Consider the following 17,851-nt stretch of genomic DNA (forward strand, 5'->3'; position numbering starts at 1 on the left):
ACTGATTATTTTATCTAAACCTAATTTTTTAATCGTCTCTAAAATAGCCATCACATGACCATGAGGAAGACTTCTAATCACTTCAAAATGATTGGGAATGCCTTCAGTCATGGACAGTGTTGCCCCTTTAAGAGCCAGTTTCAGATTGTCGATAATATCATCGGGTAATTTTGAGAGATTGGCCAGGGTTCTTTTTTTGACTTGATCTCCTTCTCGGTAGGACTCCCGAAGAAGAACAGCGGGGGGGGAATTACGGTTAGGAACTTTTTCTATATACATGGCTATCATTTTAGCAAATGGAGAGAATTCTTGTTCATTAAGAAATGTTACAAATTACATGGGTACATTAAGAAAAGTTAAGGGGGTGCATCCATTGATGGATAAGGGTTTTCGGCTATTATGGTATATATGTATGGGGGAAGTTCAGATATTAGGACAGGCAAAAGGCAAAAGGGTGAATAAATAATCAGTTTTTAATAACCAGATTTAGTAGTAGTAGGGTGCGCCATTTGATAGCGTAACGCACCAAATAAATTAATGATAGATAGATAGGTGCGTTACGACGGATTGTTAGATTCAAGTTTAAGCAAAGATTGTCGCCGTCTAACGCACCCTACATTCTACTTTTTTAAAATCAAAAAGTGGCAGCCTTTGGAGGGATCGGGGGGGAGAATTAGGCACTTTTTCCCTGAAACTTAGGTAATTGACCACTTGAAAATGGGTAAAACCCCACACCCCCCTACCCTCACGAAAAACTTTTTGCCGCAAACCCTAAATAGGTTAGGTAAGTGACTTTCAGTTAATGATGCTAAAAATGAACAATAATCTAAAATCAAGCCGATAATGACTAAATGCAACCGACGGAAGCCCAACTTAGAAAACTCTATCACCTAATTTCAATAAAGTCCGAAAACTATGGACGGGTAGGTTCTCTATGGGAGGGGAGGTCGGCGACGACCTTCTCGACCCCTAACTATCAGTTAACGATGTTGAAAAGCTTCGATCGCCGCCGGCAAAGTATAGTAAATTCTCTCCTGGCTAATTTTATCTAACAAGCGAGAACGTTGCAATTGTAAGTACAGATCGTGTTTAACCCTAGCGAGGGCAAAAACTATACCCTGTCTTGATAATTCTGCCGCTAGTTCCTCAAGAATCTCCACGGCTGTACTATCCAATTCCCCGATCGCCTCCGTATTCAAGACAAACCATTCTACCGGTTTTGTCTCCCGGGCAATGGCACTGAGGGCGCGACGTTTAAAGTCGGCCGCATTAGCAAAAAATAAGGGGGCATCGTAACGATAGATAACTAACCCCGGTATTGTTTGCGCTTCCGGCCAATCCTGGAGCGCGTGTAAACCCATCACCCCCGGAACCGTACCCAAGACCGCGTCATCGGGCCGGGTAATGCGGGCCAATAAATCGATAACCGAGAGACCGATGGCGATGGCAACCCCGCTTAAAATCCCCGTGGTTAGCACCCCCACCATGGTCAGGACAGCGAGATTAAACTCACTATTGCGAAAGCTTTTTAGTCGTTTAGCGCCAGCAATATCCACCAGTTTACAGGCCGCATAAATCACCAGCGCACCCAAAGCGGCCTTGGGAAAGAGTGCCAGTAGCGGACCGAGGGAGAAAATGACCGCCACCACCACCACTGCCACCACCAGGGAGTAAATCTGACTTTTACTACCCACCGAATCGCCCACCGCGGTGCGACTGGCGCTGCTGCTGATGGGAAATCCCTGACAAAAACCCGCCGCCAGATTCCCCAGTCCCAGGGCTAAAAATTCTTGATTGGCATCGATTTCTTGGTTATGACGTGCGGCGAAGGCTCTGGCGGTCAAGACGTTATCGGAATAGCCCACCAGGGCAATGCCGACGGCTGCGGTTCCTAGGGGTAGTAATTGGGAAAAATCTAGGGTTGGTAAGCCAAAATTGGGCAAAGTATTGCTAATTTTACCCACTACTGCCACCCCTTCTCCATCAAGATGGAGGGTAGCGACGGCGAGGGTTCCCAGTAAAACTGCCAGCAAGGGACCTGGTGCTTTAGGAAAATATTTTTGGATGATAAATAGAAATAGTAGCAGCAATAGAGCTAGGCTAAGGGTTGGCCAGTGCCATTGGTTTATTCCCCAGAAAAAAGCGAAAATTTCTTTAAAAACCGTATTTTCACGGATTGACAAACCACTAATTTTACCCAGTTGTCCCGCAATCATGATCACCGCCACTCCCGCCATATAACCGATCAGGATCGGTTTGGAGAGTAAATTAGCTAGAAATCCCAAGCGGGCGATATAAGCGACAAAACAGATTAAACCGACCATTAATGCTAAAAAAGCCGCTAAACTGCCGTAATTTTCCCCTTGAAGGCTCACCAGAGGTGCGATCGCTGCCGCCGTCATCACTGCTGTGGTCGATTCTGGTCCGAGGGACAGTTGCGGTGAGGAGCCGAAAAGGGCATAAACTAGGGCCGCTGGCACGAGAGTCCACAATCCCACCACCGGCTCGGCCCCGGCCAGATCGCCGTAGGCCATACACTGGGGAATAGCGTAGGCTGCCACGGTGACACCGGCGAGGATATCTCGGCCCAGCCACTGCCATTGATAGGAGCGCAGGTTTTTTGGCCCCGGTAAATCAGAAAAATCGACTCGTCGGGAGTTTTTACTCATATTTTCTCTGTCAACGGCGACTTAACCTAATCTTAACGGAAGAATTAGCTAGGAAAAGACTTGAGGCTGAGACATTTTCTGTCAGCAGGATATTTATACCATGTTAACCGCAATTTTAGTTAAATTGGCTAAATATACTCGGAAATATCCTCTTGACAATCATCGGCTAAGTATGATAGGGCGCGGAAGCGTAAACCGACTAATTGTTCGTAGAGAGGATTTAACTTGCACAGAGGCGGAATATGGACTAACTTATGACCAAACAGCACGATATCGCGTTCAAAAGGACATTGAGGCGGAACCATTTTGCAGATAAACCGGGCCAAGCGCGGATCGTGCATTTCTACCCCATCTAACCAATCTTTGAGGGGATGCAGCAGATCTGGGTGGGGATGTTCGGCACTGATAAACTCGGATTTCTGCGCTTCCGTGGTAATTTCGGGAATTTCACAGATAGTATGTTCTAAAGCTGACAGGGCCTCGATTTCTAACCCGAAAGCATCCCGATAACTATGCAGTAATGCCGCTTCTGCGGGGGAATAAATGCCATCGGCGATTGCTACCATGACCGCCGTGCGGAGGAAGTTTTCTGATATTTTGGGGTCATGACCGAAACTTGCGGCCAATTCTTCGGGACTAATCGATTGATAGAGAACGTGGTCGTCATCTAATTCTAATTCGTGAGCGAAACGGGCGATCGATTCCTGTTCGCTGGTGCTATAATCCCCATCACACCAAGCAATTGTCAGTAATCCCCGTAACCAGTCCCTAACTTGTTCGTTAGTGTAGCGGTATTGAACAGAGCTAACCATAGGTATTGCTAAAACTGATTTCTAGTTTCTCAATTTAATTCTACCCATCGCCCCCGGATTCTAGTGGCCCCCGTTCACATCATGTAACCATTGCAACTATCCTTATGGTCAGCTAGGAAGTTTTCGTTTTTCATCTGGCATAATCGGGCAATTTTCGCCCCTAGGAGCAGGGGTAAGGGTTGGTGCTTTTTGCTCCTTCCCCACCCGCGTCAGTCCTGCTGAAAAGGCGGATTTCTGGGATTAACGTCCAATCCCGAGGTAACGGAAACCGGCTGCTGTCACCACAGCAGGATCGAGGAAATTGCGACCATCAATCAACACGGGTTCGCGCATGGTTTTAGCCATTTTGCCGTAGTCAAGACGGAGGAATTCTTGCCATTCCGTCACCACCACCAAAGCGTCACAACCATCAGCCAATCTTTCCGGATCCGATTCGATAATCACACCGCTTAGACCGTGACTTAAACCACTTTGGGAAACGATCGGATCATAGGCTTTTACCTTAGCACCTAAACGATTTAACTGTTCAATCATGGTTAAAGCCGGAGCATCGCGCATATCATCGGTATCGGGTTTAAAAGTTAATCCCAACAAACCGACGGTTTTACCCTTGAGGATTTTTAATTCCTGTTGCAGTTTTTCGATCGCGATTGTCCGTTGACGTTTGTTAACATTGATAGCGGCGTTGAGTAATTCCGTTTCGTAACCGTAGTCTTCTGCGGTATGCACCAAAGCTGACACATCTTTGGGGAAACAGGAACCCCCCCAACCGATCCCGGCCGAGAGGAATTTGCTGCCGATACGGGAATCTAAACCGATACCTTTAGCCACTTGGGTGACATCGGCTCCCACGCGATCGCAGATGTTAGCTACTTCGTTAATAAAGCTAATTTTGGTGGCTAGGAAGGCATTAGCGGCGTATTTAATCATTTCCGCCGAACTGAGATCCGTAACGACTACGGGAACGGGAGGCAAGGAGGTATCCTCAGCGAATTGGCGTTTAACCAAAGGCGCGTACAATTCCTTCATCATTTCGATGGCTTTCGGGTTATTACTGCCTAAAACAATGCGATCGGGGTTAAAAGTATCATAAACCGCTGAACCTTCCCGTAAAAATTCGGGATTACTGACCACATCGAATTCCGCTTCAATGCGTTCTAGTGTACTAATACCGCCACCAGCGGCCACGAGATTTTTTTGTCTCTCGGCCACTCCATCGAGGACGATCATCCGTACCCAATCCCCGGAACCGATGGGAACGGTAGATTTATTGACGATTACTTTATAACCACCGTTGAGATGGGCCCCAATACCCCGGGCCACCGCTTCCACATAACGGGTGTCACTTTCTCCAGTGGGTAGTGCTGGTGTACCAACAGCGATAAAGAGGATTTCGCCGTGTTTAACTCCCGCTTCTAGATCCGCGGAGAATTCCAGATTGCCGGAGGCTGCCGAAGACTGCATTAATTCCGATAACCCCGGTTCATAGATGGGGGATTGTCCCGATTTCATCAATTTGACTTTTTCTTCATTGTTGTCAATACAGATAACATGATGGCCGATATGTGCTAGGCAAACCCCAGTGACTAAACCCACATAACCCGTTCCGATAACACAAACACGCATGATAATCACTCCAGTGACAATTAGGTTAAATTTATTGATTAGGGATTAGCTTAGACGAGAACGGAAATCCTCGATCGTCATTTTTAAACCCTGACTTAGAGGAATAGTTGGACTCCAATCCAGATAAGTTTTAGCACGAGTGATATCCGGTTGTCGTTGCTTGGGATCATCTTCCGGCAGTGGTTGATAGACCAATTCCGCCTCGGGATTAATCATGCCTTGGATCACTTGTGCTAATTCCAGAATTGTGTATTCGTCGGGATTGCCTAAATTAACCGGTCCGATAAAATCCCCATTCATCAAACGCATTAACCCTTCCACCAAGTCAGAAACATAGCAAAAACTGCGGGTTTGGGAACCTTGACCATAAACCGTTAGGGGTTGACCGCGCAAAGCTTGTACGACGAAATTACTCACCACTCGACCATCGTTTTCCAGCATTCGCGGGCCGTAGGTGTTGAAAATCCGGGCCACCCGGATATCGACTTTATGCTCCCGATAATACTCAAAAGCCAGGGTTTCCGCTACCCGTTTACCCTCGTCATAACAGGAACGCGGTCCGATGCAGTTGACATTACCTCGATATTCTTCCGTTTGCGGATGCACATCGGGATCGCCATAGACTTCTGAGGTAGAAGCGAGCAAAAATCGCGCTTTTACCCTTTTAGCTAGGCCTAGCATATACATGGTCCCTAAAACATTGGTTTTAATCGTTTTTACGGGGTTATATTGATAGTGAATTGGGGAAGCGGGACAGGCCAGGTGATAAATCTGATCGACTTCTAGACGGATCGGCTCGGTGATATCGTGACGAATTAGCTCAAAATAAGGATTTCCTAGCCATTTAACGATATTTCTGCGCGTCCCTGTGTAGAAGTTATCCAGACAGATCACTTCATGACCCTGTTCCATCAAGCGATCGATTAGATGGGAACCGATAAAACCCGCACCGCCTGTAACTAGGATTCTCATGTAATCGACAAGTAAACATATAAAATTATTCTTAAAATACCCTTACGCTGGCTTTTTGGCAAATATTTTTTTGAGGAGGTGTTAAGTATCAGTTATCAGTTATCAGTTATCAGTTATCAGTTATCAGCGATCGCCGATGCCAGGCTAATGGCTGAATAATGGCTCGGTAATCCTTAAAATGGAAATAACACGCAAATTTGAGGCTAGATTATGACCAGTGCCGAGCAAAATAAGCTATTTATCCTGATTGATGGGCATTCTTTGGCTTTTCGTGCCTATTATGCCTTTGCTAAGTCTCGTTCTGGCCCTCTCCGTACTTCTACCGGCATTCCCACCAGTGTTTGTTTTGGGTTTTTAAACTCTCTGATGCAGTTACTAGAAACTCAAAAACCCACTTATTTAGCGGTCGCTTTTGATTTAGCAGTTCCTTCTTTTCGCCACGAAGCTGATGTCAATTATAAGGCTAATCGGCAAGAAACTCCCGAAGAATTTCCCCCCGATTTAACTAATCTGCAAAGTCTCTTGGCAGCGATGAATATTCCTATTGTGACTTCCCCGGGTTACGAAGCAGATGATGTTTTAGGAACTTTGGCAAAACAGGCTGGCGATAATGGTTATACAGTCAAGATTTTAACAGGCGATCGAGATTTATTTCAATTGGTAGATGAGGAGAAAAAAACCACGGTTCTCTATCTGGATATTAATGCAGTCAAAAGTACATCGGGACAGGGTTATACAGAATTTAATTCCCAAGCTGTCACGGAAAAGTTAGGGGTGACACCAAAACAGGTAGTAGATTTTAAGGCTCTTTGCGGTGATAAGTCTGATAATATCCCCGGGGTGCGCGGAATTGGCGAAAAAACAGCAATAGATTTATTAAAAAAATACAATAACTTAGAGGACATATATACCAATCTGGAATCGATCAAGGGAATGGTAAAAACTAAATTATTAGAGGGTAAAACCGCCGCCGAAAGTTCTCGCTATTTAGCCAAAATTGCCCTTGATGCCCCCGTTAGCCTCGATGAAGAGAAATTTCGTCTCCGAGGTTTTGATCGGCGTTTAGTTAAACCTTTATTGGAAAGATTGGAGTTAAAGAAAATTCTCCAGAAACTCGATCAAATTCAACAGCAGCTAGGTGGCACTCCTACCCTAGAATTAACTAGCGATGCTGATTCTAATCAATTGTCTCTGTTTGATTTACCCCCTATTTCTCCACCGGTTCTAATTACTCCCGACATTATTGATACTATTCCTAAGTTAGATGCTCTACTGGCCAAATTAACAACTTTTACTAATCGGCAATTTCCCGTCGCTTGGGACACCGAAACTACGGATTTAAATCCTCGTGTAGCCAAATTAGTCGGCATCGGTTGCTGTTGGGGAAAAGAATTAAATTCTCTGGCCTATATTCCTATCGGCCACCAGAACGGTGATAATTTAAATCTAGAGATAGTCCTCGAAAAATTACGCCCAATTTTAGCTGGTGATAATTATCCGAAAGTCTTCCAGAATGCGAAATTTGATATTGATGTTTTTTATCATCAAGGAATTACCGTTAAAGGTCTAGTTTTTGATACTATGGTGGCTAGTTATGTCCTCCATCCCGAACTAACTCATAATCTCGAAGATTTATGCGATCGCTATTTGGACGGTATCACTTCCCTTAGTTATAAAAGTCTCGGTATTCCTGGGGGAAAAACCATCGCTGATTTAGATATTGCCACCACTGCTAACTACTGCGGATTAGATGCCTACGCTACCTATTTACTTCGAGAAAAATTACAGGCAGAATTAACTAAAATTCCCTCTTTATATCAATTATTCTCAGAGGTAGAATCTCCCTTAGTGATGGTGCTGTGGCAGATGGAAAATTATGGTATAAAAATTAATGTCAATTATCTAAAAAACTTTTCCCAGCAACTAGAAAGAGACTTAGCAGACATAGAAAAAAAAGCTTATGAATCCATCGGAGAAACTTTTAATCTTGGCTCTCCTAAACAGTTAAGTGAAATCCTCTTTGATCGACTAGAACTCAATCGCAAAAAATCCAGAAAAACTAAAACAGGTTACTCTACCGATCAAAGTGTTTTAGAGAAACTACAAGGAGATCATCCCCTAATTGATTATATCCTTGAACATCGCACCTTATCCAAATTAAAATCCACCTATGTGGATGCTTTACCGAAATTAGCCGAACCAAAAACCGCACGATTACATACAGATTTTAATCAAACCATCACCAGCACCGGACGCTTATCATCTTCCAATCCTAACCTACAAAATATCCCCATTCGCAGTGAATTTTCCCGGCGAATTCGTCAAGCTTTTATTCCCGAAGATGGTTACTTATTAGTATCAGCGGACTACTCACAAATCGAGTTAAGAATTCTCGCTCATCTCAGTCAAGAACCAGTTTTATTAGAAGCCTATCGTAGTAATCAAGATGTTCATAAAGTCACCGCTCAATTGCTCTTTGATAAAGGGGAAATTACCCCAGAAGAACGCAGTTTAGGGAAAACCATTAACTTCGGAGTTATTTACGGCATGGGAGCGCAAAAATTCGCCCGTGAATCGAAATTAACCGTAGAACAGGGCAGAAAATTTATTGAAAAATATCATCAACGTTATGCCCAAGTATTTGAGTATTTAGAGAATAGCAAAAAACAAGCAATTGCTCAGGGATATGTGGAAACTATTTTGGGTAGAAGACGTTATTTTAACTTCGATAATCCTCTCTTAAAAAGACTGCGAGGACTGTCCTTACATGACATCGATTTAGATAGCCTCAAACTCAACAACGAGGAGGCACAATTATTAAGATCGGCTGCTAATGCGCCCATTCAGGGTTCCAGTGCTGATATTATTAAAGTAGCGATGGTAAAATTGGCCGAGGTACTGCAAAATTATCGAGCGAGATTACTGCTGCAAGTCCATGATGAATTAGTCTTGGAAGTACCGAGGGAAGAATGGCCATCCCTAGAGTCAAAAATCAAGACGACTATGGAAGAAGCTGTCTCCTTGACAGTCCCTCTCTTGGTAGAAATAAAAGCCGGTGACAATTGGATGGAAACCAAATAAAACTATGATCGAAAACAGACAATTTTTAACCCCAGAAGAATCCGCAGATGTGGACGCTGCCCTCTTGACTTCTCCCGAAAAATTCCTGACTCGTTTAACGATTTCTTCCCTACGCTTACTAAAAATAATCGCCGAGGATACGGGAATAACCCTAGAAGAACTAACCCATAAACAGGTCATTCAATGGCTAGAAAAAGATAGTAAACTGCGTCGGGAACAGGGGATCGAAGCGGCAGTGCTGAAATGGTAAATAAACTCTTTAAAAATCAGCTACCCCTGACAATTTATGCTAGTTTTTAGCTATAAAGTTACTGGAGTTACAACAATGACAATTACCCTAAAAGTGCCTAGTATTGCCTGTGAAGGTTGCGCTAATACCATTACTAAAGCGATTAATAATCAGCAACCAGCGGCCCAAATATCGGTGGATGTAGCCAATAAAATCGTCACCGTAGAAACCACCGCATCCCCCGCAGAAATTGCCCAATGGATCAGCGAAGTCGGCCATACTGTTGAGTCTAGCAGTGAGGGTTGACATCCTCTCCCGTTAAAAATATACCTCTGGTAAAAATCAAGGGTAGTTCTATTTTTGTGTTCATCAGATTAGTTTTACTCCCAAGCTTTCTAGTTGTTGGTTTATCCAAGCGGTTGCCGTTTCTTCATCGGTTTCTATCGCTTAGGCGTTAAATTTTCCCCCCTTTTTAAGGGGGGATTAAGGGGGGATCGAAAGATTTAGCTGCTCACAAACCGCCTCAAAATTTCTTAATACCTGCGAATTCGTGAATCTAATAACTTTTAATCCATAGCTTTCTAATCGCGCAGTTCTCTCTTTATCATAGGCTTTTCCCTCATCCGTAAAGTGAGTATCTCCATCAATTTCAATCACAAGTTTGAGGCTAGGGCAATAAAAATCAACAATGAAATGATCAATGGGGCGTTGTCTTAGGACTTTGAATTTGAAATTTTTTAGATAGGAATACCACAGCTTTTTCTCTGCTAAGGTCATGTTCTTTCGCAGTTCTTTCGCTCTGGCTACTAGGGCAGTATTATAAGGTAGATGAAAGTCGCTGTTGTTTAGGGTCATTGATCCCCCCTACCCCCCTTAAAAAGGTTCATTGATCCCCCCTACCCCCCTTAAAAAGGTTCATTGATCCCCCCTACCCCCCTTAAAAAGGGGGGAAATGTCTAAGGATTCTAGTTGTTGGTTTATCCAAGTAGTTGCCGTTTCTTCATCGGTTTCTATTGCTTTTTCTACTCCTATTTTAGCAATTTCTAAGAGTTGTTTGGATTTTTGCTTTTAAAGCACTCTTAGAGTAAGGGTGCGATCGCTTTTAAAAGTTCTGTTAATTTATTTTTCGATCGGTATAGCGCAAAATACGTCTGATAGCATTTACAATGAGGCATATATAATCTGTGCTGATTCTAAAATGTTTTTACATCTTAGCCAGTTATCACTCCGTTTGAGTGCTGCTTTCACAATTAAATCTACTTTTCGATCAAAAATTGCTTGCAGTTCATCGCGCATTTGTAGGGTTTCGGTTAAACCTCGTTTAGCAGTTGGGGAAAAGGTAATTAAAATATCAATATCGCTATCTGAACGGAAATCTTCGCGTAAAACTGAACCAAATAATGCCAATTCGGTGACTTGCCACTTTTGACAAAATGCTTTAATTTGTTCCATTGGTAGATTTATTTTTGTGTTCATCGTATTAGTTTTACTCCCAAGCTTTCTAATTGTTGGTTTATCCGAGCAGTTGCCGTTTCTTCATCGGTTTCTAATAAAGGGTCTATTTAGAGATTTTTTGCAACTTCATCCCTATTTTTCTCATTTTTGAACTCTCAAAAATTAATTATCCAAGAAGTCTAATCGGAGATTTTAACCGCGGCTAAAACTTCTTCTTTGAGCATAAGTATAGCTTCTGTCATTGCGTTTGTTAGAGAATTAATATCTTTGAGGACATAATCTAAATATCCATTATTAAGTGCAATATGAGCGCGAGGCCAAACATCACAATGAGGCCAAGAAGCATCTGAACATTCAATGTGAAGGTGTAAGCTTTGTTTATATTTAGCATGAGCAGCATCATCAGGTTCATTAGGATCGCAATGAAGTAAACAAAATTCTTTTTCTGCTGGTTCTGGTAAGGTTTTATCAATGATATAAAAATGAAGATAAGCACGGTCTAGATAAAATTTTTCTTTTTTGCCTTGATAGGTTTTATACCATCTTTCATAATAGGTAGCTTGTAAGTCAGGGACAAAAGTTTTAAAACGGCTCTCAGTATATTGATTCGTTGTTGATTGATAAGTATCTTTGACAGACGCAACATATTCGTCACCTTTACTAACAGGTTGAACAAATAGCTTATTTTTTAAAACAAGTGGCCTTAGCATCTTTTTAATTAATTGAGGACGCTCTTTCAAATCTTGAGAGTTTATTTCAATTCTCATCTTTTGTATTCATACACCATAAATAGAACAATCTTCTTCAGTAAATCCGTAAAGCTTAGAGACAGCTTTATCAATTTCAATTTCAAGTTGAATTGCTTCTTTTCCTGATGCTAAAAAACGCTGATCAACAAGACGTAAAAGCTGAGACATATCAAAGGATGACACTTTTGTTGGATCAGGAACAGGAGTTTTTAAAAGCGTTTTTGGTTCTAACATTGAGTAACCACTACCATATTTAGGCGAATGTTCAGAAATATAGCGATAGCAAATACTAGAATTCAAAATTGCGACAAAATACCGCAGTAAATCACTCTCCAGTTGACGATCTTTAGGATAAATAATTGGGGAACGAATAACAGCAAACTTGCCTTCAATATCAAGGGAAAAACGAGGCATAATTGACAAATGGGGACTAATAATTTTAGGTCTAAGTAAATAATCACAACGGGGGCTATCTAATTGCCACCATGATTTATTTTCCTTTTTTACGGCGTAACGAGATTCTAACATTTCTTGATGTAGTAACAAATATTTCCAAGTTTTGGGATATTTATTTCTAATCTCATCCTCTTCCAATAATTTTTCCTCAAAATAAGGATAAAAAAGATATTGACTAACTTTCTGAGGAGTAGTATAAACTTCCATTTCTCGATCAGATAAATAAGGAATAAAAATAGCTTCCTCTCCTTTAGGAATATGAGATTTGGATACAATAAATACCTTGTTGTTGCCAGTTTGCACTCCAACGCGAATATTCATAAACTCTGAAAGTTTTGGTAAAGTTTCTAGCTTTTGTTGAATTCGAGCAATTGAAGGAGGTTTGATCAACCAGTCTTCCCCATTAAAAGCATTTTGAGGAACTTTAAAAACACTGTAAAATTGACTTTCTACTTCCCTTCCTTCTACAACATCTTGTAAAGCACGTCCCACTAATTCTTGACAATGAGAAATCGTCGCTAAAGGTTCTGGTTGTACATTAAATCGCTTCTGAAAAATGAGAAGAACAATGTAAGTATCTACTTGACCAAAAATTGGGATAGCAGATAGATCAACTAAGCAACGAATCCAAGCTTCTTGGGTGATAAGTTGACGAATTTTAGCATCACTTTTTGACAAAAGAAATTTATGATGTAAAACAAATAATCCATAACCACCCGGTTTTAATACTTCTAATGCTATTTTGATAAAAGCTAAAGATAAATCAATTCTTCCCCTTCCATCATCTCCCATAAATTGTGCAATTCTTTTTCTCATTGCTTCTGTTTGATCCGACAAAGCAACAAAGGGGGGATTAGTAATAACTGCACTAAAACTCTCTTTTAATTCGGGATGATCTTGATAGTATTGAATTGACTCTGCTGTTTCAATGGATAATTGTGACGGTAATTGATCTGTCAAAACTAAGTGAAGAAGTGAAAGAGATAAAAGTGCCGCTTGACAAGCATTAGGATCAACATCCAATCCAAAAACATTCTGAAAAGCTGATTGAATCAATTCAGTTGTAACTTCTCCCTGCATAGGATCACACTGAATTTCTAATAAAGTTCTTACAAAGATTCCTGAACCGATAGCAGGTTCTAACGTTTTTAATTGTTGAAATTCAATGGGAGGCATTTGTTCCCGTAGATACCGAGCAAAAAACCTCGCAATAAATTGAGGAGTATAAATACTTCCATAAGCTTTATTTCTCTGCTCTGTTGGTAGGGGGGGAAATAAGCTTAGTTGATCGGATTCTTCAACTCTTAAAATACTGGTATATCTTTCATAAATTCGACTAAGAGCGTGTTTAGAAATGAGAGAAAAATCATATTCATAGGGTCTTGCAGATTTAATTCTATAAAAATCCTGCAGCAAAGCTTTCACAGTTTGAGTATTTAAACTATCAAAAGCACTGAGTAAGGAGCGATCAATTAAATACTCAGGTATGTTAGTTTGTCCAAAATCTTCAAGAGTTTTAAGAATTGACTCTCGAATGGTTAAGGAATTGCTGTTATTTTTTAAGAAGGTTTCAAATAGGGTATTTGAATTAGAAAATTCGTCATACCTTTGGGGATATAAGCGGCGATAATTATCTTCAACGGCTCTCGTAAAAATAATAGCATTAAACAAAGCCGAAAACTGTTGATTAGATATATTTTCTTCCATTTCGGCATATAGATTTCGCTTCCAGAATGAAATCGTTTCAATCAAAGCATCATCCAAAGCAGGAAGATTAGGATGATGGCGTTGCCCTGAAATGGCTTCAAATACTCCGCTTCTGAGATTGTCTAAATTTTCGCGAGAAATTGGATATGATTTTGCAATTTTTTCTGGGCTACATCTGTTAAAAACATAAAGGATTTTCTCGGATTCAACTTGAATATGCCAGTCAAGTAAATTATTATAGGAAATGCCCAAAAGATTTTTTTTCTGAGTATAATTAAGGTCGGCATAGGGTCTTTTCAAAAAAGTAATAACAGCCTGATGTTCTAATCCATGTTCAACAATAAGATGAGCATTGGCAAAATCATTCGTTGATGGAATATCTAAGCTATCACTGGGTGTCCATTCAAAATTATAGGCAAAATCATTAAGTATTTTCCTAGTACGATCTACAGTCAGCAATGTCGATGACGATGGTGCTGTCAGTTCCATTACTATACTGTAAAGATTTTGTACCATGACAACGATTATCCTTGCTATCGAAACTTTATATCTCCATCAAACAAATGTATCATACTCAGGCAGAATTAGAAAAGTATTTTGACTAGGTTGTTATGGTCATTTCTTTGATGACCGTTAATGGCGATCGCATTTGGGGCAGCTTTGCCGTTCCCATTCTCCCAACTCCCACAAAGCAGCAATCTTCAATCTCTTACCACAGTTCCGACATTGAGACAATCGGGGAAGTGAGGGCAAAGATTAACTGATGGCTGTGGCAATTGTCCGTGACTCAATATCTGTAATAATCTAATACAGCCCTTGTAAACCTTCTTTAAGCTCTGGGTTTTCGTCTTGATCGAGATGCACAAAATCGCCCTTAGATGAGAATTAGTTTACAAAAATTTACATTTGGAGATAAGGAGCAATGAGTCAAGTTTCCGGTACAGATGTTCCCGATTTGGGTCGTCGTCAATTTATGAACCTGTTGACCTTTGGTACAATTACCGGAGTAGCGGCGGGTGCTTTGTATCCGATTGTTAAGTATTTTATTCCCCCCTCGGCCGGTGGTACGGGTGGCGGTGTCACCGCAAAAGATGCCCTAGGCAATGATGTGATTGTCAGTCAATTTCTGACCAGCCATAACGCTGGCGATCGCACCTTAGCCCAAGGTTTAAAAGGCGACCCCACCTATTTAGTCGTCCAAGAAGACAAAACCCTGGCCAACTATGGAATTAACGCCGTCTGCACCCACTTAGGTTGTGTGGTGCCTTGGAATGCCAGTGAAGAAAAATTCATGTGTCCTTGCCACGGTTCCCAGTACAATGCCGAAGGAAAAGTAGTTCGCGGTCCAGCGCCTCTATCCTTAGCCCTCGCCCATGCCAACGTCACCGATAATGATAAAGTCGTCTTCTCCACTTGGACGGAAACCGACTTCCGCACTGGTGAAGAACCCTGGTGGTCCTAGATTATTCAATGTGACGAGATTTGGAATTATTCAACCGATAGAGATGAGAACATTCAACTTTTTAAGTTTCCCGCAAGTCCACAGACAAGCCCTAGTGAAAGCTGTCCTCGTGGCGATCGCTACCGTTTCCCTACTCCTAACCAGCGATGTCATTAACCCCCAATCTGCCCAAGCATATCCTTTTTGGGCGCAACAAACCGCCCCGGAAACCCCCAGAGAAGCGACCGGTCGGATTGTCTGCGCGAACTGCCATTTAGCCCAAAAACCCGCCGAAATTGAAATCCCCCACTCGGTATTACCCGATAGCGTCTTTGAAGCAGTGGTAAAAATCCCCTACGATCCCACCAGTCAACAGGTGTTAGGAGACGGATCGAAGGGGGGTTTAAACGTCGGTGCAGTCTTAATGCTACCGGATGGTTTTAAAATCGCACCCCCCGATCGCATTCCCGAAGAAATGCAGGAAAAACTCGGTGGAGTCTATTTCCAATCCTACAAAGAAGGTCAAGATAACGTGGTTATCGTCGGCCCCTTACCCGGGGATCAATACAAAGAAATCGTTTTCCCTGTCCTGGCCCCCGATCCTAGCCAAAATAAGAGTATTCACTTCGGTAAATATGCTGTGCATTTAGGGGCCAATCGCGGTCGCGGTCAAGTGTACCCCACCGGTGAACCCAGCAATAATAACGCCTTCAAAGCTTCTACCGCAGGTACAATTAGCCAGATCAGCAAAACCGAAGCTGGTGGTTATGAAGTGACCATCACTTCCGAAGCTGGCCCCGTGGTGGAAAATATCCCCGCAGGTCCTGAGTTAATCGTCTCGGAAGGCCAAGCGATCGAAGTGGGACAATTTTTAACCAGTAACCCCAATGTCGGCGGTTTTGGTCAAAAAGAGACGGAAGTTGTCCTGCAAAATCCCGGCCGGATCAAAGGATTAGTTTTATTCCTCGGTGGTATTATGCTCTGCCAAATCCTCTTAGTTATTAAGAAAAAACAAGTGGAAACAGTACAAGCAGCCGAAATGAATTTCTAATCGCAATATTTCGGTTATTTTTGCTAGAAAGCGGGTTATTTGCCCGCTTTTTAGCTTTGGGTCAGGAAAACGCTCACTGCCGTCTGATACAATCGGTTCAACTTAACCGATAAGTGTCAATTTTTATGAATCAGTCGCTTGTTCCAGTCATTCTCGCCGGGGGTAAAGGGGAACGTTTTTGGCCTCTCAGTCGTCTAGCGCGTCCGAAACAGTTTCTCTGTCTTGATGGTAGTGGTCGCAGTCTTTTACAAGCAACGGCCGATCGTCTATTATCTTTAGGGGCAGGTTGGGAAAATCTCTGGGTAATTACCGCTAGTGCGATCGCTGATGGTGTCCGCGAACAACTGCCCGATTTACCGGAGAGTAACCTATTAGTGGAACCGGTGGGCAAGGATACGGCCCCGGCTGTGACTTGGGCTACCTTAGAAGTGGCAAAACGTTATGGTAAGGAAGTGGCGATCGGTTTTTTTCCTGCCGATCATTATATTGGTAATCAAGAGGCTTATATTAACACTTTAAAAGCGGCCGTAGAAGTGGCCGTCAGCCAAAAAGCGATCGTTACTTTAGGGATTAAACCCGATTATCCCTCCACCGGTTACGGTTATATCGAACAGGGAGAAAATCAGGGCGAATTTAATGGTTTACCCGTGTATAAAGTGAGTCGTTTTACGGAAAAACCTGATCGCAGCACGGCCGAAAAATTCCTAGAAACGGGACTTTTTAGCTGGAATAGCGGAATGTTTATCTTTCAGGGACAAGTGGTTTTAGAGGAGCTAAAAACCCACGCTAATAATATTTTACAACCTCTGAGCGATCGGGGCATCGCTGCCTATGAGGATTTAGAGAAAAAAAGTATTGATTATGCTTTGATGGAAAAAACCCAACTCGCTTACGTTTTACCCGCTAATTTCGGTTGGGATGATCTGGGAGATTGGAATTCTCTGGAAAGATTACTGGAAGCAAAGGGCAAAAATATTGAACTGGCCAATCATGTCGGTTTGGACACGGAAGGGGCTATTATCTATGCTAGTGATCGGGAAGAAGTGATCGTTACTATTGGTTTAAAAGATCTGGTAATTGTTCGCGACGGTAAAGCGACTCTCGTTGTCCACAAAGATCGTACCCAAGATATTAAACAGGTTCTCAAACAATTACAAACCGATCCCAAATTAGAGAAATTGTTATAGGATCGATAAGTACCTAAGTAGGGTTTGCTGAAAAAGGTTTTCGTGGGGGCAGGGTGTGGGGTGTGGGGTGTGGGGTGTAGGGTTTTACCGATTTTGAGGTAGTCAGTTACCTAATTTTCAGGGAAAAAGTCCAGGAATTTTACCCCCGATCACTCCAATGGTCAGCACTTTTTGAGGAAAAAAAAGTCTAAAAGCCTTTTTTTCAGTAATCAGTGATCAGTAAACAGTAACCAGTAACCAGTGAAAAGACAGTAGGAAACTTCTATTTAATACTGCTCACTTAAAACTCAAATCTGATCACTGATAACTGATAACTGATAACTGAAAGGGGTACATCTCATTTTTGTAAATCTACTAAGTTGGGATTTTTTAAGGGAAACTTCCTACTAAAATCGGGCGTTACTTTCGGTTTTATC

At 42.1% G+C, this 17,851-nt stretch carries 16 protein-coding genes; 7 read left to right on the forward strand and 9 right to left on the reverse strand.

What is annotated here, in order from left to right; genetic code table 11:
* The 5 genes from IM509_RS18595 to IM509_RS18615 form a co-directional block, all read right to left on the reverse strand.
* Positions 1-279: IS1634 family transposase N-terminal domain-related protein (locus IM509_RS18595; protein WP_502882265.1), on the reverse strand; the 279-nt coding region annotated here is incomplete at its 3' end.
* Between the two features lie 701 nt (positions 280-980).
* Positions 981-2,669, reverse strand: coding sequence for a SulP family inorganic anion transporter (locus tag IM509_RS18600; protein ID WP_185237324.1), 1,689 nt, complete (start codon positions 2,667-2,669; stop codon positions 981-983).
* A gap of 128 nt (positions 2,670-2,797) precedes the next feature.
* On the reverse strand, positions 2,798-3,481 hold the full coding sequence (locus IM509_RS18605) for a Mo-dependent nitrogenase C-terminal domain-containing protein (RefSeq protein WP_002765367.1): 684 nt from the start codon (positions 3,479-3,481) through the stop codon (positions 2,798-2,800).
* A gap of 240 nt (positions 3,482-3,721) precedes the next feature.
* On the reverse strand, positions 3,722-5,107 hold the full coding sequence (locus tag IM509_RS18610; protein ID WP_002759997.1) for a UDP-glucose dehydrogenase family protein: 1,386 nt from the start codon (positions 5,105-5,107) through the stop codon (positions 3,722-3,724).
* 45 nt (positions 5,108-5,152) lie between these two features.
* On the reverse strand, positions 5,153-6,079 hold the full coding sequence (locus IM509_RS18615) for a UDP-glucuronic acid decarboxylase family protein (RefSeq protein WP_002759994.1): 927 nt from the start codon (positions 6,077-6,079) through the stop codon (positions 5,153-5,155).
* A gap of 210 nt (positions 6,080-6,289) precedes the next feature.
* Between IM509_RS18615 and polA the strand changes: the two genes are divergently transcribed.
* The 3 genes from polA to IM509_RS18630 are packed head-to-tail and all read left to right on the forward strand — an operon-like array spanning position 6,290 to position 9,695.
* Positions 6,290-9,160 (forward strand): DNA polymerase I, encoded by a 2,871-nt coding sequence (gene polA / locus IM509_RS18620; RefSeq protein WP_185237325.1) that lies wholly within the window; start codon positions 6,290-6,292, stop codon positions 9,158-9,160.
* Positions 9,161-9,164: 4 nt separating this feature from the next.
* Positions 9,165-9,410: an NDH complex assembly factor CRR9 gene (locus tag IM509_RS18625; RefSeq protein WP_185237326.1), complete on the forward strand. Its 246-nt coding sequence runs from the start codon at positions 9,165-9,167 to the stop codon at positions 9,408-9,410.
* Between the two features lie 36 nt (positions 9,411-9,446).
* A complete protein-coding gene (locus IM509_RS18630; RefSeq protein WP_002759990.1) occupies positions 9,447-9,695 on the forward strand; it encodes a heavy-metal-associated domain-containing protein in 249 nt (82 codons plus the stop codon).
* A gap of 177 nt (positions 9,696-9,872) precedes the next feature.
* Here IM509_RS18630 and IM509_RS18635 read toward each other — a convergent pair whose 3' ends face one another.
* The 4 genes from IM509_RS18635 to IM509_RS18650 all read right to left on the reverse strand — a co-directional run bounded on the left by IM509_RS18635 (position 9,873) and on the right by IM509_RS18650 (position 14,272).
* A complete protein-coding gene (locus IM509_RS18635) occupies positions 9,873-10,244 on the reverse strand; it encodes an endonuclease domain-containing protein (RefSeq protein ID WP_185237327.1) in 372 nt (123 codons plus the stop codon).
* Between the two features lie 306 nt (positions 10,245-10,550).
* Complete coding sequence (locus tag IM509_RS18640) at positions 10,551-10,841, reverse strand: nucleotidyltransferase family protein (RefSeq protein WP_106910011.1); 291 nt, start codon at positions 10,839-10,841, stop codon at positions 10,551-10,553.
* A 182-nt stretch (positions 10,842-11,023) separates the two neighbouring features.
* A complete protein-coding gene (locus IM509_RS18645; RefSeq protein WP_185237328.1) occupies positions 11,024-11,611 on the reverse strand; it encodes a hypothetical protein in 588 nt (195 codons plus the stop codon).
* Positions 11,612-11,620: 9 nt separating this feature from the next.
* Positions 11,621-14,272, reverse strand: a complete 2,652-nt coding sequence (locus IM509_RS18650; protein WP_185237329.1) for a class I SAM-dependent methyltransferase — start codon at positions 14,270-14,272, stop codon at positions 11,621-11,623.
* A 95-nt stretch (positions 14,273-14,367) separates the two neighbouring features.
* Between IM509_RS18650 and IM509_RS18655 the strand changes: the two genes are divergently transcribed.
* From IM509_RS18655 to IM509_RS18670, 4 genes are all read left to right on the forward strand, one after another.
* Complete coding sequence (locus IM509_RS18655; RefSeq protein WP_170863890.1) at positions 14,368-14,520, forward strand: hypothetical protein; 153 nt, start codon at positions 14,368-14,370, stop codon at positions 14,518-14,520.
* A 158-nt stretch (positions 14,521-14,678) separates the two neighbouring features.
* Positions 14,679-15,218, forward strand: coding sequence for a cytochrome b6-f complex iron-sulfur subunit (petC, locus tag IM509_RS18660; protein WP_002781457.1), 540 nt, complete (start codon positions 14,679-14,681; stop codon positions 15,216-15,218).
* A 43-nt stretch (positions 15,219-15,261) separates the two neighbouring features.
* On the forward strand, positions 15,262-16,248 hold the full coding sequence (petA, locus tag IM509_RS18665; RefSeq protein ID WP_110545684.1) for a cytochrome f: 987 nt from the start codon (positions 15,262-15,264) through the stop codon (positions 16,246-16,248).
* A gap of 125 nt (positions 16,249-16,373) precedes the next feature.
* Positions 16,374-17,435 carry a mannose-1-phosphate guanylyltransferase gene (locus IM509_RS18670; RefSeq protein ID WP_072924916.1) on the forward strand — a complete coding sequence of 354 codons (1,062 nt, stop codon included), beginning with the start codon at positions 16,374-16,376 and terminating at the stop codon, positions 17,433-17,435.
* Positions 17,436-17,851: the final 416 nt, after the last annotated feature.

This window comes from Microcystis sp. M31BS1 (assembly GCF_020245285.1).
Classification (GTDB): Bacteria; Cyanobacteriota; Cyanobacteriia; order Cyanobacteriales; family Microcystaceae; genus Microcystis; species Microcystis panniformis.